Source organism: Pararcticibacter amylolyticus, assembly GCF_003130405.1.
In the GTDB taxonomy this organism is placed as follows: domain Bacteria; phylum Bacteroidota; class Bacteroidia; order Sphingobacteriales; family Sphingobacteriaceae; genus Arcticibacter; species Arcticibacter amylolyticus.
The window spans coordinates 196218-221121 of record NZ_QEAS01000006.1; the positions used below are offsets into that span (position 1 = coordinate 196218).

General features: G+C 39.9%; 24 protein-coding genes. 12 read left to right on the forward strand and 12 right to left on the reverse strand.

The annotated features are described in order from the left end of the window. Together DDR33_RS26650 and DDR33_RS08995 are read left to right on the forward strand one after the other, a co-directional pair. Positions 1–406: galactosyltransferase-related protein (locus tag DDR33_RS26650; protein ID WP_238387729.1), on the forward strand; the 406-nt coding region annotated here is incomplete at its 5' end. Between the two features lies 1 nt (position 407). Next, positions 408–1130, forward strand: coding sequence for a glycosyltransferase family 2 protein (locus DDR33_RS08995; RefSeq protein ID WP_109415437.1), 723 nt, complete (start codon positions 408–410; stop codon positions 1128–1130). 19 nt (positions 1131–1149) lie between these two features. Here DDR33_RS08995 and DDR33_RS09000 read toward each other — a convergent pair whose 3' ends face one another. Then, entirely contained in the window at positions 1150–2043 is an 894-nt protein-coding gene (locus DDR33_RS09000; RefSeq protein ID WP_238387730.1) for a glycosyltransferase family 2 protein, read from the reverse strand. Positions 2044–2141: 98 nt separating this feature from the next. On the opposite strand from DDR33_RS09000, the gene DDR33_RS09005 reads away from it, so the two are divergent. The 5 genes from DDR33_RS09005 to DDR33_RS09025 all read left to right on the forward strand — a co-directional run bounded on the left by DDR33_RS09005 (position 2142) and on the right by DDR33_RS09025 (position 8763). Further along, complete coding sequence (locus tag DDR33_RS09005) at positions 2142–3962, forward strand: ABC transporter ATP-binding protein (protein ID WP_109415439.1); 1821 nt, start codon at positions 2142–2144, stop codon at positions 3960–3962. 56 nt (positions 3963–4018) lie between these two features. Beyond that, positions 4019–5167: a glycosyltransferase family 9 protein gene (locus DDR33_RS09010; RefSeq protein ID WP_109415440.1), complete on the forward strand. Its 1149-nt coding sequence runs from the start codon at positions 4019–4021 to the stop codon at positions 5165–5167. Beyond that, positions 5164–6312: a glycosyltransferase gene (locus tag DDR33_RS09015; RefSeq protein WP_109415441.1), complete on the forward strand. Its 1149-nt coding sequence runs from the start codon at positions 5164–5166 to the stop codon at positions 6310–6312. Before DDR33_RS09010 ends, DDR33_RS09015 begins: the two co-directional genes overlap by 4 nt. Before the next feature lie 289 nt (positions 6313–6601). Continuing rightward, positions 6602–7483, forward strand: a complete 882-nt coding sequence (locus DDR33_RS09020; RefSeq protein WP_158280688.1) for a glycosyltransferase family 2 protein — start codon at positions 6602–6604, stop codon at positions 7481–7483. 164 nt (positions 7484–7647) lie between these two features. Then, positions 7648–8763 (forward strand): glycosyltransferase WbsX family protein, encoded by a 1116-nt coding sequence (locus tag DDR33_RS09025; protein ID WP_109415443.1) that lies wholly within the window; start codon positions 7648–7650, stop codon positions 8761–8763. Here DDR33_RS09025 and DDR33_RS09030 read toward each other — a convergent pair. The 6 genes from DDR33_RS09030 to DDR33_RS09055 form a co-directional block, all read right to left on the reverse strand. Beyond that, complete coding sequence (locus DDR33_RS09030; RefSeq protein ID WP_109415444.1) at positions 8752–9921, reverse strand: glycosyltransferase family 4 protein; 1170 nt, start codon at positions 9919–9921, stop codon at positions 8752–8754. The genes DDR33_RS09025 and DDR33_RS09030 overlap by 12 nt on opposite strands. A 3-nt stretch (positions 9922–9924) precedes the next feature. Continuing rightward, the gene (locus DDR33_RS09035) at positions 9925–11118 is read right to left on the reverse strand and encodes a hypothetical protein (protein WP_109415445.1); all 1194 of its coding nucleotides are present in this window, start codon (positions 11116–11118) and stop codon (positions 9925–9927) included. A gap of 6 nt (positions 11119–11124) precedes the next feature. Then, a complete protein-coding gene (locus DDR33_RS09040; RefSeq protein ID WP_109415446.1) occupies positions 11125–11757 on the reverse strand; it encodes an HAD family hydrolase in 633 nt (210 codons plus the stop codon). 1 nt (position 11758) lies between these two features. Further along, positions 11759–12490 carry a 3-deoxy-manno-octulosonate cytidylyltransferase gene (locus tag DDR33_RS09045; RefSeq protein ID WP_109415447.1) on the reverse strand — a complete coding sequence of 244 codons (732 nt, stop codon included), beginning with the start codon at positions 12488–12490 and terminating at the stop codon, positions 11759–11761. Beyond that, complete coding sequence (locus DDR33_RS09050; RefSeq protein ID WP_109415547.1) at positions 12487–14022, reverse strand: aldolase catalytic domain-containing protein; 1536 nt, start codon at positions 14020–14022, stop codon at positions 12487–12489. The genes DDR33_RS09045 and DDR33_RS09050 overlap by 4 nt, the downstream gene beginning before the upstream one ends. A 101-nt stretch (positions 14023–14123) precedes the next feature. After that, complete coding sequence (locus DDR33_RS09055; RefSeq protein ID WP_158280689.1) at positions 14124–15314, reverse strand: sialidase family protein; 1191 nt, start codon at positions 15312–15314, stop codon at positions 14124–14126. A 385-nt stretch (positions 15315–15699) separates the two neighbouring features. Here DDR33_RS09055 and DDR33_RS09060 point away from each other — a divergent pair, with 385 nt between their 5' ends. Beyond that, positions 15700–16650: a glycosyltransferase family 10 domain-containing protein gene (locus tag DDR33_RS09060; RefSeq protein ID WP_109415449.1), complete on the forward strand. Its 951-nt coding sequence runs from the start codon at positions 15700–15702 to the stop codon at positions 16648–16650. Positions 16651–16709: 59 nt separating this feature from the next. Here DDR33_RS09060 and DDR33_RS09065 read toward each other — a convergent pair whose 3' ends face one another. Next, a complete protein-coding gene (locus tag DDR33_RS09065) occupies positions 16710–17594 on the reverse strand; it encodes an alpha-1,2-fucosyltransferase (protein WP_109415450.1) in 885 nt (294 codons plus the stop codon). Between the two features lie 107 nt (positions 17595–17701). Here DDR33_RS09065 and DDR33_RS09070 point away from each other — a divergent pair, with 107 nt between their 5' ends. The 4 genes from DDR33_RS09070 to DDR33_RS09085 all read left to right on the forward strand — a co-directional run bounded on the left by DDR33_RS09070 (position 17702) and on the right by DDR33_RS09085 (position 21498). Next, complete coding sequence (locus DDR33_RS09070; protein ID WP_109415451.1) at positions 17702–18427, forward strand: glycosyltransferase family 2 protein; 726 nt, start codon at positions 17702–17704, stop codon at positions 18425–18427. Further along, complete coding sequence (locus DDR33_RS09075; protein ID WP_238387731.1) at positions 18394–19353, forward strand: nucleotide-diphospho-sugar transferase; 960 nt, start codon at positions 18394–18396, stop codon at positions 19351–19353. The genes DDR33_RS09070 and DDR33_RS09075 overlap by 34 nt, the downstream gene beginning before the upstream one ends. A 613-nt stretch (positions 19354–19966) precedes the next feature. Continuing rightward, on the forward strand, positions 19967–20269 hold the full coding sequence (locus tag DDR33_RS09080; protein WP_109415453.1) for a hypothetical protein: 303 nt from the start codon (positions 19967–19969) through the stop codon (positions 20267–20269). A gap of 59 nt (positions 20270–20328) precedes the next feature. Beyond that, positions 20329–21498 (forward strand): SMP-30/gluconolactonase/LRE family protein, encoded by a 1170-nt coding sequence (locus tag DDR33_RS09085; protein ID WP_109415454.1) that lies wholly within the window; start codon positions 20329–20331, stop codon positions 21496–21498. A 41-nt stretch (positions 21499–21539) separates the two neighbouring features. On the opposite strand, the gene DDR33_RS09090 is transcribed toward DDR33_RS09085, so the two are convergent. The 4 genes from DDR33_RS09090 to DDR33_RS09105 are packed head-to-tail and all read right to left on the reverse strand — an operon-like array spanning position 21540 to position 24845. After that, positions 21540–22364: a methyltransferase, TIGR04325 family gene (locus DDR33_RS09090; protein ID WP_238387732.1), complete on the reverse strand. Its 825-nt coding sequence runs from the start codon at positions 22362–22364 to the stop codon at positions 21540–21542. 44 nt (positions 22365–22408) lie between these two features. Further along, positions 22409–23503, reverse strand: coding sequence for a DegT/DnrJ/EryC1/StrS family aminotransferase (locus DDR33_RS09095; RefSeq protein WP_202913695.1), 1095 nt, complete (start codon positions 23501–23503; stop codon positions 22409–22411). Next, on the reverse strand, positions 23478–23852 hold the full coding sequence (locus tag DDR33_RS09100) for a sugar 3,4-ketoisomerase (RefSeq protein ID WP_109415457.1): 375 nt from the start codon (positions 23850–23852) through the stop codon (positions 23478–23480). The genes DDR33_RS09095 and DDR33_RS09100 overlap by 26 nt, the downstream gene beginning before the upstream one ends. 57 nt (positions 23853–23909) lie before the next feature. Further along, entirely contained in the window at positions 23910–24845 is a 936-nt protein-coding gene (locus tag DDR33_RS09105; protein ID WP_238387733.1) for a glycosyl transferase, read from the reverse strand. Positions 24846–24904 lie beyond the last annotated feature (59 nt).

Genomic DNA, 24904 nt, shown 5'->3' on the forward strand with positions numbered 1-24904 from the left:
CCCCCTGGAAGTGTTTATCCTGGATCCGAATGTAAGAAATAAGATTAATGCCATGCGGATTCCCTTCCTGGCACCTCTGTTCATCAAAAAGAATCAGAAATGCGATAAGTTCAAAGGCTGCAACTGTGCTTTCTGGCGCGAGGATTTTATCGCCGTCAATGGTTACAATAATGAGATGAACGGCTGGGGACATGAGGATATCGAACTGGCTGCCCGGTTTGTAAACTACGGACTTGTACAGAAACAGGTTAAAATGAAGGCCGTTTGTTATCATTTGCATCATCCTTTAAACTCCAGGGAGCATGATGAAAAGAACTTTACCAAGTATGCAAGTATCGTACAGGACGGCGCATGGTATTGTAAGAACGGATATAAACAACTGGTATTGAAAGTCAGCTCTTATTAATTTGAATACATCCGGCCAGCTTTCCCTGCCCCAAATTTCCATCATTATTGTAACCTATAATGCGGCCGGCAGCCTCCAGGACTGCCTGAACAGCATTTTTCGGCAGCGGTATCCGAATATCGCGATTATTGTAATAGACGGCGGCAGCACTGACGGCACGGTAGATATCCTTGAAAAAAACAACGCAAGGATCGCTTTTTGGCGAAGCGAACCCGACGAAGGGATATACGATGCCATGAATAAAGGGCTTCGCCATGCTTCCGGCGACTGGGTGTATTTCCTGGGAGCAGATGATCTGCTGCTGGATGCATTTTCAGACTTTGTAACACAGCTCCGGGATTCTCAGACTATTTATTACGGCAGTGTCATCATGAGCGGCCGGAGATATTTGTCGGAGGTAAATGCCTACCGCCATGCTAAAACAGGACTTTGCCATCAGTCTGTCATCTATCCGGCCTCGGTATTTAAGAAATATTCTTTTGATACCCGCTACAAGATATCTGCAGACCATGTATTGAACATGCAGTGCTGGAAGGATCCTGACTTCAGATTTGAGTTCCGGGACTATATCATCGCAAACTTTAGTGACACCGGTGTTTCTTCACTAAATAAGGACAAGCTTTTTGAAAAAGAGCATGTGTCGCTGGTTTTAAAACACTACGGGGTAAAGATATGGCTGCGGTTTCTGTTCAGGCGATTGAAAGCAAAACTGGCGGCTTCCTGATTGTACATCAATCCTCTATTTATCTTTTACTAAACACAAATCCCTGGTGCAGGCTGAATATTATTTTCCTGGGCAACTTAAACACTTTGGCTTTCAGCCGCTCCCTTAACTTAGCGAAAGGAACCAGACGAACCAATAAAAGAAGTAACCTGCACCACATGATGTCCCTGCTATTGTTACTTTCCTTCTTCTCCCTGTTAATGATAGCCTCCACTTCTCTTAAGTAGTCTTCACGCTGCTGATTACTTTTCTGATTTTCCCTCCTGAAACGGAATCCGCCCAGCATAAATGCTGAAGAGTAAAGCTGCTCATGCCTTAGGAACCTCATCCACAATTCAAAATCGGCAGCCAGGGAATACGAATGATCAACGAAAGCGCCTGAACGCTCCCACAAGCCACGCCTCCAGAAAACAGATTCCTGCTGAATAAACTTTCCCCTGTTGAAAAACATCTTTCGCCTGGACCATCTTTGCTCATTGGGTTCTCCGTCGAATGCAAAGACATTCCCGTCTTCATTATAGAAGGTACTATTTCCCATAATCCACGACACGTCAGGAAAGGCCTGGAACATCCCCGCCACTGCAAACAAAGATCTTCTATGGTACATATCATCGGAGTTCAGCCAAGCCATGATATCTCCTGTAGACCGACTGAAACCTTTGTTCAGGGCATCGTAAAGGCCTTCGTCCTTTTCACTTACCCACCAGGCGAGGCTGGATTCATACTTCCTGATAATATCCAGGGAGTTATCCGTACTTCCGCCATCAATGATGATATATTCCAGATTGGGATATCCCTGTGAAAGAATCGATTGAATAGTATCTTCGAGATACTGCCCCTGATTAAATGATGGTGTTACAATAGAAATCTTAGGATAGGAACCTTCCATGGTGAACGAAATAATCTGCGTCAAAGATAAATATTAAAGTGAAAGTCATTATTGACATGATCTTAATCTTATATCGCCTTCAATCGGATCATTTTTAATACTTTTGCAAATTATTAGATTGAATGAAGACATACTTCCGGTTACTATCGTTTGCGAAACCCATACAGAAATTTGCAATCCCATATATTATAACGACGCTCCTTTCTGTACTTTTCAACACTCTGAATCTCGCTCTTATAGTACCGCTGCTGACTTTCCTTTTTGAAACAACTAAGGTTAAAGAAGTATATTCCAGGCCCGACTCCTTCTTCGATATGATGGGTAACTTCAGATATTACTCCCAGGAGATAAATAATGCTTATGGTACTTATGGTGCTTTACAGTTTATTTGCGTCACAATTGTTATATCTGTATTATTGAGCAACATCTTCAGATATTTATCCCAACGCATTATAGAGAACCTGCGTATCCACACCTTGCTGAATATACGCAGAACCGTATTTAACAATGTGATGGACATGCACATTGGATACTTCAATAATGAACGCAAGGGAGATATACTTTCAAAGATCACCAATGATGTGCAGGTGGTACAATTTACAGTTACGGGCACACTCCAGGTAATCGTCCGGGAACCTTTTCAGCTGCTTGCTTATCTGTTTGCATTGTTTTCCATTTCATTAAAGCTAAGTCTCGTATCTATACTATTTATCCCCGTTTCCGCTATTTTCATCGCACGGCTCGTTAAGAGCCTTAAACAGCAGGCGAGTGGTTCGCAGGCGTCTTTTGGGGTAATGGTCAGCAACCTGGAAGAAGCGCTTACCGGGGTAAAGATCATAAAAGCATTTAACGCCTCCGCCTTCATCAAAAATAAGTTCAACAAGGAGAATGAGAACTTTTCGGAGATAGGTCGTCAAATGGCAAAAAAGCAGCAGCTGGCATCTCCTATTTCTGAATTCTTAGGGGTATTAATGGTCGTTTTTATCGTTCTTTACGGCGGAAGCCTGGTATTGAGCGGCAGCGGAGAGTTATCGGCACCAGAATTCATAGCCTACATCGGTATTTTCTCGCAGTTAACCCGCCCGGCGAAAGCCCTTTCCGATTCATTTACAGGCATCAATATTGGTCTTGCAGCAGGGGAGCGTATACTTGAGCTGGTAGATATGAAAGCATCAATAAAGGACGCACCAGATGCGGTAGAAGTGAATGGCTTTAAAGACTCTATCGTCCTTGATCAGGTTCATTTTGCCTACGGCGAGAAGACGATACTGAACGATGTCTCTATGAAAATACCGAGAGGTAAGACTATTGCGCTGGTTGGCCCTTCAGGTGGTGGAAAGTCGACTCTCATGGACCTTATCCCCCGCTTCATCGAGCCCCAGAGCGGTAACATCTATTTTGATGGGATCGATATTAAAAAGATAAAAATGGATTCCCTGCGCGCGCAGCTTGGGTTTGTCAACCAGGAATCTATCCTTTTTAATGACACCATCTTCAACAATATTGCTTTTGGAAAACCAAATGCCACCCAGGAAGAAGTAGAAGCAGCTGCCAGGATAGCTAATGCCCATAATTTTATCATTAATACAGACAATGGCTATCAAACGAATATCGGCGACAGGGGAATTAAGCTATCGGGAGGACAGAAGCAACGTATAAACATTGCCCGTGCTGTTCTGAAAAACCCTCCAATTATGTTATTGGATGAGGCGACATCTGCACTGGACACGGAATCTGAAAGGCTGGTGCAGGATGCTCTTAATAGTTTGATGAAAAACCGGACTACCCTGGTGATCGCACACCGTTTAAGTACCATACAGGATGCAGACCTGATACTTGTATTAGAATCGGGCAGAATTGTTGAGAGAGGTACGCATACTGAACTAATGAATGCCGACGGAGTGTACAGGCGTCTCGTTGAAATGCAAACTTTCGGTGAATGATGTTACGCTTTGTCTGGAATTGACGTATTGACAACAGGGGAGGTTGTTGCATTACGATGTATATCAAAAACAAAAAGAAATTTAAACTCGTCAAATTTATCCTGCTAAAGGTTTCCTGGCTTTTTCAGTTTATTTCCAGGTTCAGGAAAGCTGAAAAACGGATACTGTTAGTTAAAATAGATGCTATTGGCGACTATGTTCTCTTCCGGAACTTCCTTGAAGTACTTAAAACCTCTGAAAAATATAGAACCTATGAGATTGAACTCTTAGGAAATAAAGGCTGGAGAGACCTGGCGATTGAGTATGACGGGCAGACCGTTTCGAAGTTTCATTTTATAAATGAAGATCCCTTATACGAAAAGCCCCGGGAAGTATTTAAGTTAGGCTGGATGCTCTTTAAACGCAGATACGAAGTCGTATTGCAGTCAACTTACTCGCGTTCATTGATGGGAAACGGCCTGGCGGCCCTGGCTGCGGGACGAGAATCGGTTGCCTACGACAGCGATAACGAACACGACGCCATCTATAAGCCACAAACAGATAAACTCTATACCAGGCTCATCGATCTTCCAAAAGAAATTACGCACGAGTTTGAACGAAACCGTTATTTTTTTCACCAAATAATTGAAACGCGGGAACTGCTTATCAAAGGTCCTGAACTTACTGTCGAAAGACATCAATCAGGAAATATATTAATCTTTGCAGGATCCAGCTATTACAAGCGTAACTGGGAAAAAGAAAAATTCCTTGAAATTATAAAACGGCTTCTGGAAGAGACGACTTCCGATATCGTACTGGCGGGAGGCCCGGGAGAAGTACCGGTCGCCTCCTACCTCATTGGCAGTCTTCCGCCTTCAATCCGGCTAAAAGATCATACTGGCAGCACGAGCTTACCACAACTGGTTCAATTAATTGCTGATTCAAGGCTTGTTATCTCGAATGAAACCAGTGCTGTTCACATTGCCGCCGCTTGTAAAACTCCTGTGATATGTATTACCGGCGGTGGGCACTTTAACCGGTTTGCCCCATATCCGGAAAATATAACTTCTAAGCCGTCTTGTGCTTTCAGTCCAATGCCGTGTTATTATTGCAATTGGCAGTGTAAATACTATAATGATTTTAATGAACCTTTTCCTTGCTTGTCGAGAATTAGTGTTGACAGGGTCTGGGAAGAAGTAAAAATTTTGATAAAATCGAATCCATGAAGAGAATATTATTTTTCTTTCCCTCAAACCCACTGGACAAAAATGAAGGCTGTAAAATCCGGGCATTAAACTTGCTTAAGTATTTTAGAGAACGGAGTTTTTGCGTCGACTATGTAGGCCTGGATTACTGGGATAACTGGAATGAAGAAAATGTTGCCTCAATGCAATCGCAAGGGCTGGCTGAAAAGGTTTACCTCTTAAAAGAAGAGCCCGTTATGAAAAATAACACCTTTAAATATTCTTCTTTATTTCGATCAAAAAAGAGAGTAAAACAGGAATTGACAATTCCGGACCATACCCCGTCATATCTAAAAGAAGCTTTTGAGCAAATACTGGCAAATCAGCACTACGATGCGGTGATCATTAGTTACGCATATTGGGCCAATCTGATAAAAGATAGTGCATATCTTGATAATACAAAAACGATAATAGATACTCATGATCTTTTGACCTCTCAGCACCAGAAAGACGAAAACCTGTCTGTTGGGCTATCATTGGAAGAAGAATTGCGGCGATTGTCGTTATTTAATGAGATATGGGTCATTTCTTCTGATGAACAGTATATTTTCAGCCAGTTTTTGAAACAGAAGGTGACATTTATTCCAATGATGTTTGATGCCCAGGAGCGGGTGTTTCAGGCTAAAGAATTCGATATTATCTACGTAGCCAGCGATAATACCAATAATATTAATTCAATTACCTGGTTCCTTAATCATGTATATCCATTACTACCGGCCGGTGTCAGGATATGCATTATAGGAAAGATCACAGAACATATACATGGTGATTACGCCGGAATAACGATGATCCCTTTTGTTTCGGATCTAACCGATCATTACAGGAAATCCAAAATTGCCATCTGTCCTATGCTTGCTGGTACAGGGATTAAGGTAAAGGTTATTGAGGCCCTGTCTTTCGGGCTTCCGGTAGTAGGCACACAACGCGCCATAGATGGTATGCCCAATAAAATCAACAATGGGTGCCTTATTAGCGACGATCCGGTACGGTTTGCCGGATATGTCACGACACTGCTCACCGATGATACATTTTATAGCACACAAAGTAAACTTGCCAGTGAAATTTTCATGTCAGCATTTGTAACGGACAAGTGTTATGAAGATCTGGATGAATCACTCAGATGTTAGCTTAAAAACCTTTGAAATGGAACAAAGTAAACTGTCACTTTATGGTTGGATCGAAAAGAATAACAAACAGGTTTGTACAGAGATGATTGAAAAGTACTTCCTGTTTGGCAATGGCAACTTCAACTATATCTACCATAAATCGTTTGTTAAACTTTACGCGAAGCGGCTTGTATGGGTATTACTTAGTGTTCTTACCTTCAGAAAATCATCCTACAGAAAGTTCTTCAGAATTATAACCAAACAATCGTTTGCTTTAACAGCATCATACGACAGAAACATTAGAAATAACATGTGGAGAGAATTCTTATGGATTCTTTTAGGACACGGGCATCTGACAGCACAAGATCTTTTACCATTATTGCCCGATAGCGAGATATTAAAAAAGGATATTCACTTAAAATCGTCCGAATCGCCTGAGGTTTCCATTATTATACCTGTATACAATCAGTTGGCCTATACATATAACTGCTTACTCTCGTTGAGAGAAAAGATTTCTACGCATATTCAATATGAGATAATCGTCATTGATGATTGTTCAACCGACAGCACGCATACTTTTTTCATGTCAAATGCTACCGGAATAGTTTATATCAGAAATATGGATAACATGGGATTTCTCCGCTCTTGTAACAAGGCGGCATCCCAGGCAAAAGGACGTTTCCTATGCTTCCTGAACAATGATACACAAGCGCGAAACGGTTGGCTGGAAAATCTACTGAAGACCTTCTTTACAGATCAGGCGGTAGGATGCGCCGGTAGTAAATTGATCTTTCCAAACGGACTACTGCAGGAAGCCGGAGGTATTATTTATCGTAACGGATCAACAGACCGTTATGGCAGCCTTGAGCCTGCTGACCTCCTAAGATTTAATAAAGCTAAAGAGGTAGATTATTGCTCTGGTGCTAGTTTAATGATAAGAAAAACAGATTTTGAAAGGCTCCACTGCCTTGATGACCAATATACACCAGCCTATTATGAAGATACAGATTTATGCATGGGGGTAAAGCACATTTTGGGAAAGAAAATCATCTATCAGCCACAGTCTCAAATAGTGCACTTTGAAAAGATTTCTTCCATACAGGAAGCTGTCTCATCTCTGCTTCATAATAACAGACATAAGTTTAAAAACAAATGGAGAATAGAATTATTGCAGCACTCTGAAATACCATAAATAATTATTTTAACGTTTTTTCCGTTGACAACATAAATAAAGGAATCACTTCAATAAATAAACGCCCATAACAGACCTCTGAGCAGAGTTATCTTAAAGAATTAAAAAATAATCATATACTTGCCAGTGGGTGCCACCCATTATATTCATGCAAAAGTAACAAGATGAAGGAAACAGTTGAGAACCATTCAATAAAAGCAATTGCGATTTATCTTCCACAATTCCACCCAATCCCCGAGAATGACATGTGGTGGGGAAAGGGGTTTACTGAATGGACCAACGTCACCAGATCCAAACCTAAATTTAAAGGACATTATCAACCCCATCTGCCTGCAGACTTAGGGTTTTACGACTTAAGATTACTTGAAACACATATAGACCAAGCTAACCTTGCAAAGCAATATGGCATTCATGGCTTCTGCTATTATCACTATTGGTTTAACGGCAAACTATTACTAGAGCAACCTTTGCATCTTGTACTCAAAAATAAGGAGATTGATATGCCATTCTGTCTTTGTTGGGCAAATGAAAATTGGACAAGGCGATGGGATGGCTTTGATAATCAAGTCCTCCAGCCTCAACAATATAGCATTGAAGATGACAAAGAACATATTCAATATCTTATCAACTTTTTCCAGGACGAAAGATATATCAAAATAGATGGCAAACCCGTATTTTTAATGTATCGATCTGAATCTCACCCAGATATAAACACAGCAGTAGACATTTGGAGGGAGCAAGCTAAACTTGCCGGATTTCCAGATCTCTTTCTGATACGAGTGGAAAATTTCGAAAAAAATATTGATCCAAAACTGCATGGATTTGATGCGGGATTAGAGTTTGCTCCTGATTTTTTTGACTTAGGATCAAGTGCAACATATATCAATCCCACCAAGGATAAATTGGAAAAGTTTCTTCACAAAAAAAAGATAGTGAGAAATGAGTACTTTGACAACACCGTTTATCTTTATTCTGCATTAATGGAAACGACCCTTGCAAAAGAAGAAAGGACGTATAAGTATTTTCGATCAGTATGTCCTTCATGGGATAATTCTGCCCGGCGTCAAAGTGGCGCGACCATTTATAAAGATTCTACTCCCGAATTATTTGAAACCTGGCTCAAAATAGCTGCGCAAATGACAGTCTCAACCTTTCGTGAGTCTGAACGCTTTATTTTCATAAATGCCTGGAACGAATGGGGAGAAGGATGTCATTTGGAACCGGATCAGAAATGGGGGCATGCATACCTGCAGGCAGTGAAAAATGTTCTAAATAGCTGATTCTATTATCTTCTTTATCTCATAACCTGCTCTATTTACATCAAAACGTTGTACGATCTTTTGAGCTTGTTCTCCCATGACTTTGAGCTTTGTTTTATCATGATATAAAGAGAGCATCTCTTTTGCCATCTGCCGCGTATCACCATAAGGAAGTACTATCCCTCCCCCCTCGCATATTAGTTCCGGCATACCTCCTGCCTGGTCGAAACATAGTATCGTTTTTCCCAAGGAAGCGGCTTCAAGGCATACTAAAGGAAACGGATCCTCTCTTGACATTAAAGCAAATGCATCAAAGATCTGATAATAATTATGAGGATCGTGTCTATGACCAGTAAAAATCACATTATTTTCAAGGCTTAAGCACTTTAATTCATATTCCAGCTGAAGCTGATATTCCTTCTCATAAGATCCTCCAACCCAAATAAAACGAATCTTACTAGTCGGATCCAGCTTTTTTATTTGATATGCTAGATGTAAAAAAAGGTCAGTTCCTTTTCGCCAGTAACAAGTTCCAGCTGCTCCGACTATAAACTCTCCGTCCTCTATTCCCAATCTTTTTTTAACAGACATTGCGTCTTCCAACACGTTATCCTGACAACGTTTTAGATCGATAAACTCATAACAAAGGCTAATTTTATTACCAGGGATTGTAAAATTAGTAATGAGGCTCTTTTTCGTACTTTCCGACACAGCAATAAACCGATCGACATTCTGTATTATTTCCCGGTTTAAGCTACCCGGGAAATAGTTCTTTATCGTAAACTCATTTTCATGAACATGGCAAATTACAGGACAATTAAAAAGCTGTTTTAATTCAACAATTAAATCATTGGCGGCAATTGTATTAAAATAAATCAAATCATAACTTCTTCCCCACAATGCTTTAAAATTGGATTCCTTGCGTTTTGCAAAAAGCTTTTCTTTGATTCCAGATAGTATTCTTTTTAGTCCTTGTTTTTCTTCTTCTTCCTTTTTTAAGATAAAGACATTACCCAATTTCACAAACTCATTTTCAAGATCACCACCGGCTTTTAGTAGAATATCAAATTTCACTATCCGATTTTCTTTAATCCACTTCAACAAGTGTAAAAGCACAATTGGTGCACCTGATCTCGACGCATCATGGGAAATAAATAGAATTTTCTTATCTGACAACATTGACTACTTGATCATTAACTTTGCAGTGATTTCACGATTTCTATCTTTTGTGGAATATAGATAATCAAGCTTTAAAAAGCCAAGAAATTGTTTAAAGCTTAAAAGCTGAAGATCTGACACATTATTATAGCAAGCAACTTTTACACACTCTGCTATTTGAGATGAAGACTCAATTTCATAAGAACATCCCTTTTTATAAAGCAATCCGGCTCCGACATTTATAAGTGGCTTATTTTTTAATAAAGCTGAAAACTCCATCTTCGATCCAGAGCAAACGATAACATCCGCCCACCCTATAAGCTGATCTGGATTCCCATTAACAATCCACAAATTTTTCAGAACTTTTACGTTCTCAAAATACTCGTTATGTGAAGGATGAGGTTTATAAATAACTTGAAAAGCCGAATCAGCTTCTGCAAAAGCTTTTGCCGTTTGCAAAGAAGATTCATGAAATGGAAGAAGCCCATGTCTTTCCCTGTGCTCTCTCGGAAAAGCACCGGAATCGACCTCATCTATCCCTAACAATAAGACTTTAAATACTCCTTCTCTATCATTATCCACCCCTATCGGAAAAACAACATTATTTTGATTATAAAGACTAAGGCTGGAATTCTTTAACGTATCAAATATCTTCTCGCCTTCATAAAAATATCTTTGCATATCCTCGTCTGACTTTCCTTTAAGAGGATTACAATTGAATATTTGGGATGAAGCAAGGGTCCCCTTTTCATCAAGAATAAATGTATTGGGTAGAAAGCCCCATTCTATAGCAGATGTCGATATCCCTAAAACTCTGGCTATATCGAAAGCTATACCAAACTGACAACAATAGGGATTCCAGCAAATAAACAAATCTGGTTCAATAGTGCTGAAAAGAGCAATAGCCTCCTTCGAAAAGATGTTATATCTCTCATTTGAATCTCTATAATCCGTACCCAACCATTTCGTCAAACGGGATACCCATTTCTTCCTGTCAACAAAGAGTTTGACTATTAATTGATAAACGAAAATGCGAACTCTGGCTTTTTTATAATAAGGAACGATATAAAAATCAGAAAGACTTTCATATTTATTCTGACTCCAGAAGTAAACCTTGCAACCTTGTTGCTGCAGATCAAGCAATAAGTTTTTCATGCCATTCTGTTGTTCCTTGTTTAAAACGGGAATACAAGAAACAATAATCCTTTTATCTCTCATTGTCCTTCAAGCATGATCTTGTATTTCATTTATACTCTTAATACGTCTGATGTCTTGTATCTCTTTTTCTGAAACAAATCTGTATGCAAGGAAACCAATTCCGTTCGCTTTTGCTGCATCATAGTCGTTAATCGAATCCCCAATTAATACAGTCTCTTCCTTCTGATAATGATACTGATCAAGTATTTCTCCTACCAGAGTAATTTTCGGTACAGGAGATCCTTGAATCGTTTTAAAATAACCAGCTAGACCTAGTTCAGCACATAAATATCTCAGTTCATTACCATCAGAACCTGACACAATATGCATCTCGTAATTACGATAATTATCCCTGATAAATGCAACAGCGTCTTCAATTATAAGTGCCCTGTTCACCAATTCCTTCTTCATCAGCACAGAGAATTTCTCTGCAAGCTGGTTCACTTCTTCTTCGCTGATTTCCTTTTGCAGGACTTCTTCATAAAAATAACGGATCTTGTGATACCTCGACAGCCCTCCATTGTTCCTGTGATAACGCAGGATCGTATCTAGCTGACCAGCAGAATAACCGGCAAAAAGCATCTCAAACCCACGTTCCCTGACTCCATTTGAATCCAGGATCACCCCATCAAAATCGAATAAAATATTCTTAATACTCATCTCAACCTAATCTAAGAGCTTCCTCTACTTTACTGACATCTTCAGGAACATCAACCGCAAGTGTATTGCCTGCTGTATAAACCATTTTGACAGGGATTTTTAAGTCCAGGAATCTCAATATTTCAATATCTTCAAACGCTTCGAATTCTGCTTTCCCTCCCCTTTCGCCAAATGCTCTCAATTGATCGTAGTTGAAAGCATAAATACATACCTGCTTCAGGTATACAGGTCGCACTGCTCCAGGAGCCTTAATTCCCGGTATGGGTAACCGTGACATATAGATAAGGTCATTTCCTGAATTTACCAGAACTTTCGGGATATTTACACTTGCTGGGTCCTCACTATCAGCCAGTGCACACATCCCATTAATTACATAACCGGTAAATTCTTTCTTAACTGAACAAATCCGCCGGATATCTTTGGGATCAACCATGGGTTCATCACCCTGGATATTGATATATATATCAGCTTCCCTTTTCCGGGCAACCTCCCACAAGCGATCTGTACCGGTAGGATGATCATCCGATGTAAGCAGATACTGAAACCCCGCTTTTTCCACAACGTCCGCAATCCGCTGATCATCGGTAGCAATAATCACATTCTCAGCGCCCAGAGCAAGCGCAGCTTTTTCTGCAACGTGAATAACCATTGCTTTACCATTCAGCTCTACCAGCGGCTTGCCAGGATATCTTGAAGACCTGTAACGGGCCGGAATAACTCCTAATACTTTCATATGATATATTGATACAAAGAAAGCTGCTCCCTGATTTCATAACGGGTAGCAGTCAATGCGGCAAAAGTACTGAAGTGCTTTGCTGCTTCATTAAACAAATAATTGTTTTCGTTAACAAGATCCTGCTCTTTTACAGAGAGCGACTGGTTCGGATACCCGTCGTATCCCAGCAAAAACACCTCCACGGCTTTCAAAAGTATTGCTGTTTGCAGCGCCACTGCTGTATGAGAGTCTGCGTACTTTGTACTAAAGCTCACATCTTCAAGCTCGAAAGACTGTTCAATTAACCCCGAGGGCACAAAAGTTCCCATTTTCCTCGGATAAGGCGGCAGTACACAAATCCCGTCTATTCCCTCTGCAGCACTAAATACACTTTCAAGCCGTTGCCCTTCGTTTCCCACAATACAGTAATATTGTTTATTATTTACCCCTTTGAAAACCGCAGCATTCTTCGCACTTGCATGAATAACAACTATTTCCGGATCCTTCTCCACAAACAAACGGATTGCTTCTGCATGTTCGTTGACTGAAGGACCGCCCCCTACTATAATCACTTTTTCGCATAAAGCAGGTTGCAAAACAGGCAGCTTCAAATTATCTTTTTCACCTCTCTTTTGATTTTGGAGAGCCCTTACTATACTGTTAACGGAGTAATAACGCTTGCTTACCCAATCCATTACATCTTTTTGCGGAAGAGAATTAGCTCCCGAAACCATATAAGGAAGGTTAGTCCCCCAGCCATAATCCTCCTTCAACTTCTCAAATCTTGCTACAATATTTCCTAACTTATCGAAATCCGTTTCAAGTCCGTTCTTCGCAGCGAGATAGGTGAGGAGCAATTCGGTTCTCAGATTGCCGGCCCCACGTCCCATACCCGTTATTGTGGCATCAATTATCTCACATCCCGAGTCTATTGCAGTCAGGGTATTGGCCATTGCCAGCTCCAGGTTATTATGACCGTGAAAACCCAGAGGAATACTTGTGACTCCTTTACAGAGCGATACAATCAGCTTTAACTGTTCCGGGGAAACGCCTCCGTAAGAGTCAACGAGACTAATAGCATCTGCCACATCATCTCCTTTACTGAGAGTATCGAAAAGGGCGGAGTTCTCATTAAGAGAAGATATGTACATGATATTAATCCCAACTTTAAACCCTTTTTCCCTGATTATTTCCGCCAGGGCAATAGCATTTGAAAATCGTACCGGAGCAACCGCTATGCGTATCATATCGACAAGACCTCTGCAGGGATCAAGAAGCGAATCGAGCTCGTTCAGGCTGCAATCTTTTTCATTCAGCATGACAGCGAGAGTTTTCGTTGGCGCCAGTTCTCTTACTTTCCGTAGTAATAAAACAGGTGAATAAAAATACTGTCCGTAGTACCCTTTCTGAGGGCGACTCCTATACCCGAGTTCAACAATATCGACAGGCAACCGCTCCATCGTTTCAAAATATGGTTTTGCCAAATCATCCGGGAAGTCCCATTGAGTATAATATCCTCCGTCACGAAACGTACAATCCAGTATTTGCATAGCAGAAGGTTTAATGCAGATGCCGGAAATCTGCACAGAGTTTTCACATAAAACTTAGAGCACGAATATACGATAAAGTTTAGCAAAACAGTACAGGCACCTTATTGCTTACCGCTTACAAGTGTCCTGAATATATTCTGATAGTTATTCTTCATTACGTCCTCCTCTTTAAACGAGACAAGATTTATATGCATTTCATTAAAACGGTTAAAGTCATATACAATGTTGATAGTCCCATCCGGACTTTGCGCAAGATCGGGATAAGAAACACCCAGTTTAACATCGATCAGCATACTGTACTTCCAGCTTTTTGCCTCGTCATCAGAAAGAAATATTTTCATATTACTTCTTTCAACACTATTGCTTAGAACGAGTGCAAGTTTACCAGACTTCAACCTTCCGAGAAAAAAGCGACTACTTGCCGTCTTGCCTACTGCTGTAAATTTTTTCACTTTATCCCAGTTCCGCAGATCCTTGCTTTTTGTAAAATATATCCCGTCAATTCCCCTGATCATTACCAGGTAACTCTTATCTTTTAGCTGAATGACCTGATGCTCATCATATAAACGCAGGTTATCATCGAATTTTATGCTGCTTACTTTAGTAAACCCTCTTGAATTGTTATACTGATCGTTATAGGTCGATTTATAAACAAAGATTCCGCTATTGACCGTTCCTCCCATCTTCCATACGGCAATAGGATAAAGCAGGGAGGTCTTCGAGATATCCTCCGACGGTCGGTTCATCATTACTCCATCAGCAAGACGCCTGGGCATGGTGAAAGTAAAACGGTTCTCAAACCCTATTTTAGTAAACCAGACACCGCCCTTGCCGTCCCATAACGAATTCCGGGATTTCGACCACGATAAAAACACATTGCCATATTTATCTGTCCACAGTGCGGGATCAAAAAAACGAATCTCCGGTTTAGCTGGAATTACTATTAGGGCATTATGATTCCAGGTAACGCCTTTATCCGTACTAACTGAAACGGTTATATAATTACCCGGCCCCTCTCCCTTAGATCCCGTATACCATGCCACAAAGATAACCCCTTGTTGTGATACCACCACAGAGGGAATTCCCTGCCAATCCCGTTTCGTGAAGGCTTCATCGTTATTTCCGTCCAGCAGGATCTTCCCCTCAAAAGTTTCCGGAAGCTCAACCACCAGATTCGATTTGCGGGGTGGAATAGCTGATTCTGAACCAGGCCCAATAAGGTTCTCTTCATCCTTCTTGCAGCAAATCAATAATACCAATAAGAAAAGTCCCAGTAAGTTTATCTTCTTCAATATGAAACGACCGTTAAGTAGTATCCCCCTTTGCAATTTTTGATCCTAAAAAGCGGCTTCAATTTACATCTCTTTTGCGCGGATCCACTATAAACCATGAAAAAAATTTCCTATCAGGATCCAAAAACGTAGAAGCTTTTCCTCTGATATGCCCATTTTCAAATGTTTGCCAAAGCTTACAATATTTCGTTAATATTCTCTTCACTGGCGTTTAAAATAATATTAAATAATGATGGGTTATTTGTGCATGTCGTGCTTCCTTGTTTGATATACAGAGTCAGGATAGAGAACCCACAGTTTCATTTGATTTGTGTGTTTTTTCTTTCTATTATCGCAAACCTAAAGTATTTAGAAGGCAGGATATTATTTTCCTTCGTGCATTATTATGAAAAAACTGAAAAAATTTATTCATCTGTTAAAAGAATATAATAACGACAGGAAGCTATGCAAAGGGTCTCCTGTCAAGCTATTCAATTTTTGTAACATGAAAAGACCGGAAGAGGTCTGGTTTTATAATTTCATTCATAATGAGTTTTCAGGCAAGCTGACTCCTAAGAAAGAGATTGCCGTATTCTCTGTTTATGGTACCCGCGCTAAGATCAAATTAAACAGAAGCCCGGTAAAGATTTTTTTCACCAGTGAGAATATAGATAACTATTACGAATATAGAGACCATTGCCTCAACGATGTCGACTTGGTTTTAGGGTTTGAAAACTTGCACAACCAGAATTACCTTCGCTTCCCTTTATGGATCTTATATTTTATACCACAATCGTGTAATCACGGGGATATCAGGAAGGCTGTTTATAATATGTCTCATTTCAATTATGAGAGCACGCCTTTCCGCAAATTCTGCTCTATGGTAAGTAGTCATGATGGAGACGGTATCAGACCTGCCATCTATCATAGTCTCAGCGAAATCGAAAAGGTCGATAGCGGTGGGGCTTATTTAAACAACACAAGCGATCTCAAAGAGCTATGTAATGACGACAAACGCTTGTTCCTCACCAGATATAAATTTAATATTTGTCCCGAAAACTCGGATGGAGACGGTTATGTCACCGAAAAACTCTTCGAAGCGATTAACTCAGGCTGCATTCCCATATATATGGGAAGTAACAATAATCCTGAACCTGCTGTAATTAACAAAGATGCAGTTCTCTTCTATTCAGGTCCCGACAGCCTGGAAGCTTTAAAAAAACAGGTAGCCGAACTTCATTCAAATGAAAAACTCTACAGAGAATTTATCTCGCAGGAGAGGTTCCTGCCTACTGCAACGGAATATGTTCTGGATACAATAAGCGAACTGAAGAAACGGATTAAGGAATTGCTTTAAATACAGGCAATTGATATTGCTTTGAGTACTATTTTCTGAAAATTCCTCAAAAAAGCGACTTAAGATAGAGGGGTAAAGCGAGTTATATTCCGTTCATCTATAGTGCTGTCAGCACTTTCTATATGAAACAATGGCACCTTCCCAAAAAAAGCAGCCCATCCCGAATAGGTGCTTGGAGGCCCGATTATGTAATCGCAGCTTGCCAGGCTATAAAGGTCGATGATAAAATGCCTCTCCTCCCATTTGGCATTCAAGCCACTGAAGTTTTTCAAAGGTACTTTTTCGTTTGATGCAATGAAAAAATTGCAGACCTTTCCATTCTTTTTGTAAAACGCCTCAATACTCTTCATGTTCTTCAAATACACTTCATCCTCGTAATACCAGCTCCCATAATTAAAATCTTTATAGTCACCTCTTCGGATATGTACGCCTATCAGGATATCTGCGTTTTTTCTTGATTCTTCAATTTGCTTCCTGACCAGCTCCCGGTAATGGTTCTTCAGTGTAAAGATATTTCTTATTTCATTTGCATACAAACCAAAGCTTTCCTCGTCCCTGTATAACCATCCATTCGTAATCAAAACTTTATGACACGCCTTGGCGGTAAACAGCGGATCCCGCATATTAAAAAAAGGATCTTCAAGACTATTTTTTGAAAGGATATGAAATTCCCTGAAGAAAACAGAACTGACCCTCTTTCCTCTTTTTTCAAGGGATCTGATCAGTTGCTGAATTTTCCTGTAGATGAAAAGAAGTCCCACAGGATAATCCAGCTGGATACGCCCCTCTTCGAAATCAGGGTCTCCAAATTCAAAGAACTCCCTGTACTCCTGAAAAAATGGATAAACCAGCTTATATCCAAAGGCTTTGCTGTTTGCTATAAAATGGGAGAAATGAATTAAACGGTTAGCAAGCTGGCCAGCCCTATAATTTACAATAACCATCTGACAGCGAATATCGCTAAAATTTATGATACCTTATATCAGATCAGCAATCCCTCAATCAAAGCATATTTGCTATTTTTGTTCATTAACAACAATCTCCTCAGATAATGAAATATAACGGCCCCAATAAAAAAGGGTACCCTTTGATCAGCATTATTACCGTTACCTTTAATGCAGCCAAACACCTTCAGCGATGTATTGACAGTATCCGGAAGCAAACCTACCCTGCGATAGAACATATCATTATTGATGGAGGAAGTACAGATGGTACAGTTAGTTTGCTTGAAGAGAATAATGACTACATAGCATTCTGGAAAAGCGAACCCGACAGGGGTATCTTCCATGCTATGAATAAGGGGCTGGAACATGTGAAAGGAGACTGGATTTATTTCCTTGGATCTGACGACAGCCTTTATCACGAATTTTCTGAGATGGCTTCTTTACTAAAGGATCCCAGGACGATCTATTACGGTCAGTGTTCATGGGGAGAGATGATCCTGGGCGGCGAGTTTACACCATACCGCTTAACCAGGGACTGCATTTGTCACCATAGCGTGATCTACCCCAAAAGAGTTTTTGAGAAGTATCGCTATAGCGAAAAATACCCAACGGGAGGCGATCACCTGCTTAACATTCAATGCTGGAGCGATTCGGAATTCAGGAAAGAGTACCATCCAATTCTTATTGCTAACTTTGCCCAGGGAGGGGTGTCACAATTCACTCCTGATCCATTATTTGATGAAGACTTTGACGGGATCATACGTAAATATTGCAGCCTGCCGGTCTATCTCAGGTATAAATGGAAAAATTTAAAAACAAAAAACAAGCATTAATGGCCTTACATCAAGTCTCTTCCCCGGTACTTTTTTTGATTTTCAACAGACCTGACACTACTAGTCTGGTATTCGAAAAAATCAGGGAAGCCCGGCCCTCCCGCTTATATATTGCAGCTGACGGGCCAAGAAACGACAGTGAATTGCTTGTATGTAACGAAACACGAAAAATCATTGAAAGAATTGACTGGCCATGTAAATTCGAGACGCTGTTTCGGAATAAAAACCTGGGATGCAAAAACGCCGTTTCTTCGGCCATAGACTGGTTCTTCAGCAAAGAATCAGAAGGAATCATCCTGGAAGATGATTGCCTGCCGTCAAACGAATTCTTTTTATTTTGTGATATTCTATTAGAAAGATACCGTGATGATTCCCGAATCGCTCAAATTGCAGGGTGCAACTTTCAGAAGAATAAAAATCACGCTGACGCCTCCTACTATTTTTCGAGAAACGTGGAGGTTTGGGGCTGGGCTAGTTGGAGAAGAGTATGGAATAACTATGATCCCGACCTGATAAGATATGAAGACACTGAAGCCAATAAATACCTTGCGGAAATTTTTACTGACCCCATGCTGTTTAAGGAATATAGTAAATTGTTTCAGCAACTAAAAAAAGGAGAAATAAACACTTGGGATTACCAACTTAAATTTATTTCGCTTTTTAATAATTGGTTGTGTATAATTCCTAATTCTAACTTGGTTACTAATATTGGTTTTGAATCAGATGCCACACATACCACATCGCCAAACAGTAAATTTTCAAATATCCCTCTGGAGCCATTAAGGATGCCAATAAAACACCCTATATATATTCTGCCTTCTAAAGAAGCCGACGATCATATTCAGGACTTAGAGTTCGATATCGAGAAAAAAAACAAAAAGCTTAACAAAAGACTCAAAAGGTGGCTAAAAAAGCTCATGGGGTAATTTAAGCTGACACTAGCCAAAAGAGATTTACTTTCCCTTTGAAGAGCATTTGTTGTAGTAGTTCCAATAATATCATCTGTAAGAAACGTGCTATCCATCTTCTTAGATTATAGTACAAAGTGTTGATTTTTTGAGATAAACCGATTCGGACTATTCTTTATTTTTTATATTGTTGCCTGCTGACTTACATAGGCACTTCTTTTTATAAAGACAAACCTATAGGACGGATATGATGACGATACTAGATTAGTTGCTGCCTACCTCTCATATTGTTAACTGAAACCCTCAGGCAGATTTAATTTCATCTTAATCCACCTTATTCTGCCATTCATCTTCACAATTCTAACTTTCATCACTAGAATACTTTCATTCGTGTAATATTTTTTCACCTAAAAAAGAGCACTATTACCTTGTATCAAATTTGGGATATTCAGTAATTAAAGATTAAATCTTTATAAGTATGCTATCAATTCGCTCAGCTCACCGAAAAGCTCATATCATATTTGAATAAAATTTATGAATCCGAAAAAGGAATTAATATTAAAATGTTACATACACCCAGGACTATTTACAGCGAGAAATACTAGCTTTGGGTATAACTAAATTAAACTATATGAAAAATAAATCTAATTTAAAGGCAATTCTACTTGGAATGCTGGTTTTATTTGTCCTCTCCTTTAACAGTTGTAAAAAAGATCAAGATCAAACTCTTGAATCTAAAAATCCTGAGAACATTGAAAACTTTGATAAAATGATGAGGTTTCTCACTATCATGTGGGGAGTAGACAAAAAAGATATCAATTATGATGTGGAGAAACAAATTTTTACACTTATTCCTGCATCTTATAGTATGACGCTACAAGAGGTACAAGATTATTATGCTGCCTCTAATGAATACAAGCTCAAATACGAATAACTTATCTAAGCCGAGCTCACATGATTAACTGACTTAAATTCTAAATCAACCTCAATTTCATGAAAAAGTACTTTCTCCTTTTAGTGCTGATTGTATTAACGTCCTTTTTAAATACAAAAGCAGCAAACCTCTCAAATTTTTATGTTACCCCATCAACTGCCGATTTTAAAATTTCGGTATCAGAAACTAGCCCAAAGAATGTAACAGCTGGCTTCACTATTCAAAGAACATATTGGTCCTATGGCTGGGAGTATCTTGATTGGACTGTTACATTGGTATTAAATGAACCGTCACAAGAGACGGCCTTGTCAGCACCTATCCATATAACACACTATGATTTTAATGGCGCCACTTCTCTTAGTAAAACACTGTCAGCTACCATTCCCCAGGGAAAACTTTCAGGGGTAGTCAGCCTTAAATATCAGTATAAAGTATATAATGGCAGTGGGACTCCAACTGGAGTAACAAATACTGAATATTCCAGCCGGGTATATGAATTAACCTTACCCAACCAAGGCAATGTAGATCTGAATAATGCTAATATATTTGCTGTTGTTGGCAGCGAATTAAGGCGCATAGATAATAATACTGGTGCATATATAACCGTGGGAGGAGCTGTTTGGCCTAATACAAATGTGATGACCTCCTTAGATGGCTTCCTGTATATCATTCAAGCCGGCAACATTCATAGGGTAAATAAATCAACTGGTTCATACAACATTGTTACTAACAATTTCCCTAACTCTGAAGGAATAGCCGCCCTAGATGGAGAGCTCTATATTGTACAAAACAATGACTTGCATAGAATGAATAAGGATAATGGAGCCTATACTGTTATTAGTAGTTCTTGGAATGGAACCGAAGCTATGACCGCTTTAGATGGCTATATTTATATCATTCAAAACGGATACCTGCATAAGGTAAACAAAAATGGTTCATATTCAATATTGGGAGGACAAATATGGAATGGTACTAATGCGATGACTAATCTTGATGGATATCTTTATATTGTCCAAAATGGATATTTACATAAAGTTGATAAAGATAGCGGAACATATTCAATTTTAGGAAGCCAGGTCTGGACAGGAACTTCAGGCGCAGCCGCCTATAACGGATCTTTATACATTGTTCAAAACCAGAGAATACACAAAGTTGATAAGGACACCGGAAGCTTTGCAATATTAGGCAACCCTGTTTGGAGTGGAACAGCTGCGGTTACAAGCTTGTAACAATATAAGTATTGAAATAAAGCCGGCCATACTTGTCGGCTTTATTTTCGTTCCAGAAAGAAACCCTTATCATATCCTAATGGACTTCCGTCAATTAATATTATAGATTCACCTTCAACATAACTTGTAAATTCTGCACGAACAGCATAATATCTCTCGAAATGCCTGAGGAAGTAAGCCTCATTAAAAAACCAAGCGGGGTAAGAAGCTTCGTAAATCGACGGCCATACTCTCTGAATAGTCAACCTGTCTTTAGTTTCTTTCACGAATGCAGTTCGATCAATGATAAGAAATTTAAAACTGAAAGAAACCAACTCGTTCAAAAAAGAATGAGGGTTTGATAAATACTGGGTAACTCCTGAAAGTATAACCAGATCTATTGTATATTTCGCATTACATTCTTCTATGGAATGAAAGAAATGTAACAAATCATTTTCAAAGTACTCCCTTCCACATTCAACATAATGAGCCTGCTCCACAACATTCCAGCTTGAACATACCTGAGGACTTAAAAAGTCTTTAACCTGAAAGTAAGTACTTCCCAGTGATCCGCCGAAATCCAGAATATTCAATGGTGCCCCATTCCGAAATGCACTGTGAAGTAAATAAGTGATAAGTGGATAAGGATATGCCTTTTTATCAAAAACCACCGAGTCTCTCTCATACGCAGCCTCTCCATTCTTAACCTTTAAAAGAGCCTCCTTTGTCTTATCTAAAATATTTTTCTTATCATACCCGTCAGCTGAAGCTGACGCTTCCTCCCAGGAAGCATAATTCCCAAACCATCCATACTCTTCTTTTGGTTTATTTTTGAGTTTCCTTATTAGCTCGCTCAGCATTTTAATTACATTTGTTAATCTACACATCTTAAAAGATGCACAGAACTATATTTCTTGTAAATATACTAATCCTAAAAGTCGTTCATTACCTCAATTACCCTCTCAATCTCTTCAACTTTATGGCCATAAGATATCGGAAGGCTCAGCGTGGTCCGGTGTATCTCTTCTGAAATAGGGTAGCAGCCTTTAAACTTCCCGGCCAAAGCTACCTGCTGATGCGGGGGTACCGGGTAATGCACTTCAGTTTTGATGCCATTCTCAAGTAAGTAGGCCCGTAACCGGTCTCGTTCAGGGTGCCTCACATTGTAGATATGATAAACATCGAAATAGTCTGGATTGACCACCGGTTTCACAAAATCAGTCTTCAGCCCTTCGTGATATAAGCCTGCCAACCTCCGTTTATGGCTTGTTATTTCATCCAGCTTCTTTAGCTTAACAGAAAGAAAACCTGCCTGAACTTCATCAAGCCGGGAATTAGTACCGATATATTCGTTCTGGTACTTTATCCTCGAGCCGTAGTTACGAAGAGCCTTTACCTTCTCATAGAGAACCTGGTCTTCCGTTGTAATCGCTCCGGCATCACCAAGAGCTCCCAGATTCTTCGTTGGATAAAAACTGAAAGCGCCGAAATCACCAAATGTACCGGTTTGTTTCCCTTTGTACTTCGCACCATGAGATTGTGCGCAATCCTCAATCACACGAAGGTTATATTTCCGGGCTATTTCCATTACCGGATCCATATCGCAAGCTTTCCCATACAAGTGCACCACCAGTATGGCACGGGTACGATCAGTTATCTGCTCTTCTATTTTTGCCGGGTCTATATTGTAGCTTTGGATATCAGGCTCCACCAGAATGGGAACCAGCCCATTATGGTAAACCGCAAGGATCGTAGCGATGTAGGTGTTTGACGGAACAATAACTTCGCTGCCTTCAGGAAAGTCAAAGCACCGCAAAGCGAGGATCAGCGCATCCAGACCGGAAGCCAGCCCTGCACAATAACCTGATCCGCAAAAAGCTGCAAACTCTCTCTCAAAAGACGAAACCTTATTCCCAAGTATAAACCAGCCGCTTTCAAGCGTATCTGAAAAGCTGTTTCTATAGCTTTCAAAAAACGGTTCATTCACCAAACGAAGGTTTTCATATTCTATCATTGTACGGCTCATAGATATAATCTTCAGCGTCAAAAAACTCGGAAGCAAGTACCATCAATATCGCATCTTCCGTAAAATCGTACATTTTATGCCAGTCTTCGGGTTTAAGAAGCAAACATTTATCAGGTGTATCAAGTACGAAGTTCTCCTCTTTACTGTTATCATCGTTGAAAATCGTACAGCTTCCTTTTAAGCATATGGCAGCCTGAATTGTCTTTTTATGTCTGTGTCCCCCTCTCTCCGAATCATCTACTCCATAGATATAAAATATCCTTTTGATGTCAAATGGAATAACCTTTTCAACTACTGTCAGGTTGCCCCTCTTATCAGTGAAGGTCTTGAGATTTATTAGTTGTGCCATTTAATTCCTTACAATTTATCTATCCGGCAATACCTCGCCAATCCCGGTATGCGCGAACTATTTTAACGTACCTCTTTTGTAGTAGTTTTTATAATGGCCTGTCAGAAAGAAGGTAAACTTACGGCCAGTATTTTTCATAATCCAATCCAGATCAAGCAGGGGCTCATGAAAAGTTACATTTTCCCCTAAGGATCTTATACTCTTTTCAGCCTCTGTAAGCATAGAAATATAGGGCTTATATATGTAGCGTACAACATCGGGAGTAAGGCTATATTGTTCAGCTGTCAAACGAACAACATCCCGCTTGCAGTATCTGAAATCATGGAAGTGATAAAAGACAAGCTCCGACTCCTGTGCCGACGGCTGGTGATGTACTATAACTCTGCTAGCAGGCTTTATCTGATATTGAAGATTGTTCCATGGAGCTACTCCTCCTCCAGGGTTTTGCAGAACATGGACACCAGTAAAACGTTCAGTCCAGTCATCCAGATATTTCTGATCACCAAATTTCCCGTCTTCAAATCGTCTGTAGCACCATTCAATGCAGGCTTTTCGCCACCAATTCAGCACCCGCATTCCCTCTTCGGTATTTTTAAAGGTGATAAACTGGACACAGTATATTCCGCTGAGCGCGGATTGATCATGCTCAGGGCTATAGTTATGACTGGTGATAAGCACAGAATCATCACCCATTTCATCAATAAGCACCTTCGGATCACTGAAGAATAAAAGATCAGCGTCAATATAGGTACATTGGTCTAGTGCATAGGTCTTAATACAATACCAGATCGTAGAAGAAGTACATGTCCAGCAATATTCCCCTGCTGTACGGTCTGGTTTTACACTTAATAATTCCTCGTCTTCAAATTCGCTTAGAGAAATGATAGTAGCATGTTTTAGTTCAAGATTTCTTAAATGCTTGTAGCACTCTTCATCAAAAGCAAATATGTATAGATGAAAACTGCCGCTGCATTGCTCTAGCGAATAATACATTGCCAATCCTCTGGAAAGGTAAGCAGAGTTAAATAATGTGCAATAGTTTAGCATATTTG

Coding starts and splice junctions, on each gene's coding strand:
- DDR33_RS09030 (WP_109415444.1), bottom strand. CDS start 9,921: ATGTTGTCAGATAAGAAAATTCTATTTATTTCCCATGATGCGTCGAGA.
- DDR33_RS09045 (WP_109415447.1), bottom strand. CDS start 12,490: ATGAAAGTATTAGGAGTTATTCCGGCCCGTTACAGGTCTTCAAGATAT.
- DDR33_RS09040 (WP_109415446.1), bottom strand. CDS start 11,757: ATGAGTATTAAGAATATTTTATTCGATTTTGATGGGGTGATCCTGGAT.
- DDR33_RS09010 (WP_109415440.1), top strand. CDS start 4,019: ATGTATATCAAAAACAAAAAGAAATTTAAACTCGTCAAATTTATCCTG.
- DDR33_RS09090 (WP_238387732.1), bottom strand. CDS start 22,364: ATGTGTAGATTAACAAATGTAATTAAAATGCTGAGCGAGCTAATAAGG.
- DDR33_RS09025 (WP_109415443.1), top strand. CDS start 7,648: ATGAAGGAAACAGTTGAGAACCATTCAATAAAAGCAATTGCGATTTAT.
- DDR33_RS09070 (WP_109415451.1), top strand. CDS start 17,702: ATGAAATATAACGGCCCCAATAAAAAAGGGTACCCTTTGATCAGCATT.
- DDR33_RS09060 (WP_109415449.1), top strand. CDS start 15,700: ATGAAAAAACTGAAAAAATTTATTCATCTGTTAAAAGAATATAATAAC.
- DDR33_RS09105 (WP_238387733.1), bottom strand. CDS start 24,845: ATGTATTATTCGCTAGAGCAATGCAGCGGCAGTTTTCATCTATACATA.
- DDR33_RS09080 (WP_109415453.1), top strand. CDS start 19,967: ATGAAAAATAAATCTAATTTAAAGGCAATTCTACTTGGAATGCTGGTT.
- DDR33_RS09020 (WP_158280688.1), top strand. CDS start 6,602: ATGTGGAGAGAATTCTTATGGATTCTTTTAGGACACGGGCATCTGACA.
- DDR33_RS09085 (WP_109415454.1), top strand. CDS start 20,329: ATGAAAAAGTACTTTCTCCTTTTAGTGCTGATTGTATTAACGTCCTTT.
- DDR33_RS09050 (WP_109415547.1), bottom strand. CDS start 14,022: ATGCAAATACTGGATTGTACGTTTCGTGACGGAGGATATTATACTCAA.
- DDR33_RS09005 (WP_109415439.1), top strand. CDS start 2,142: ATGAAGACATACTTCCGGTTACTATCGTTTGCGAAACCCATACAGAAA.
- DDR33_RS09100 (WP_109415457.1), bottom strand. CDS start 23,852: ATGGCACAACTAATAAATCTCAAGACCTTCACTGATAAGAGGGGCAAC.
- DDR33_RS09075 (WP_238387731.1), top strand. CDS start 18,394: ATGGAAAAATTTAAAAACAAAAAACAAGCATTAATGGCCTTACATCAA.
- DDR33_RS09065 (WP_109415450.1), bottom strand. CDS start 17,594: ATGGTTATTGTAAATTATAGGGCTGGCCAGCTTGCTAACCGTTTAATT.
- DDR33_RS09095 (WP_202913695.1), bottom strand. CDS start 23,503: ATGAGCCGTACAATGATAGAATATGAAAACCTTCGTTTGGTGAATGAA.
- DDR33_RS09035 (WP_109415445.1), bottom strand. CDS start 11,118: ATGAGAGATAAAAGGATTATTGTTTCTTGTATTCCCGTTTTAAACAAG.
- DDR33_RS09015 (WP_109415441.1), top strand. CDS start 5,164: ATGAAGAGAATATTATTTTTCTTTCCCTCAAACCCACTGGACAAAAAT.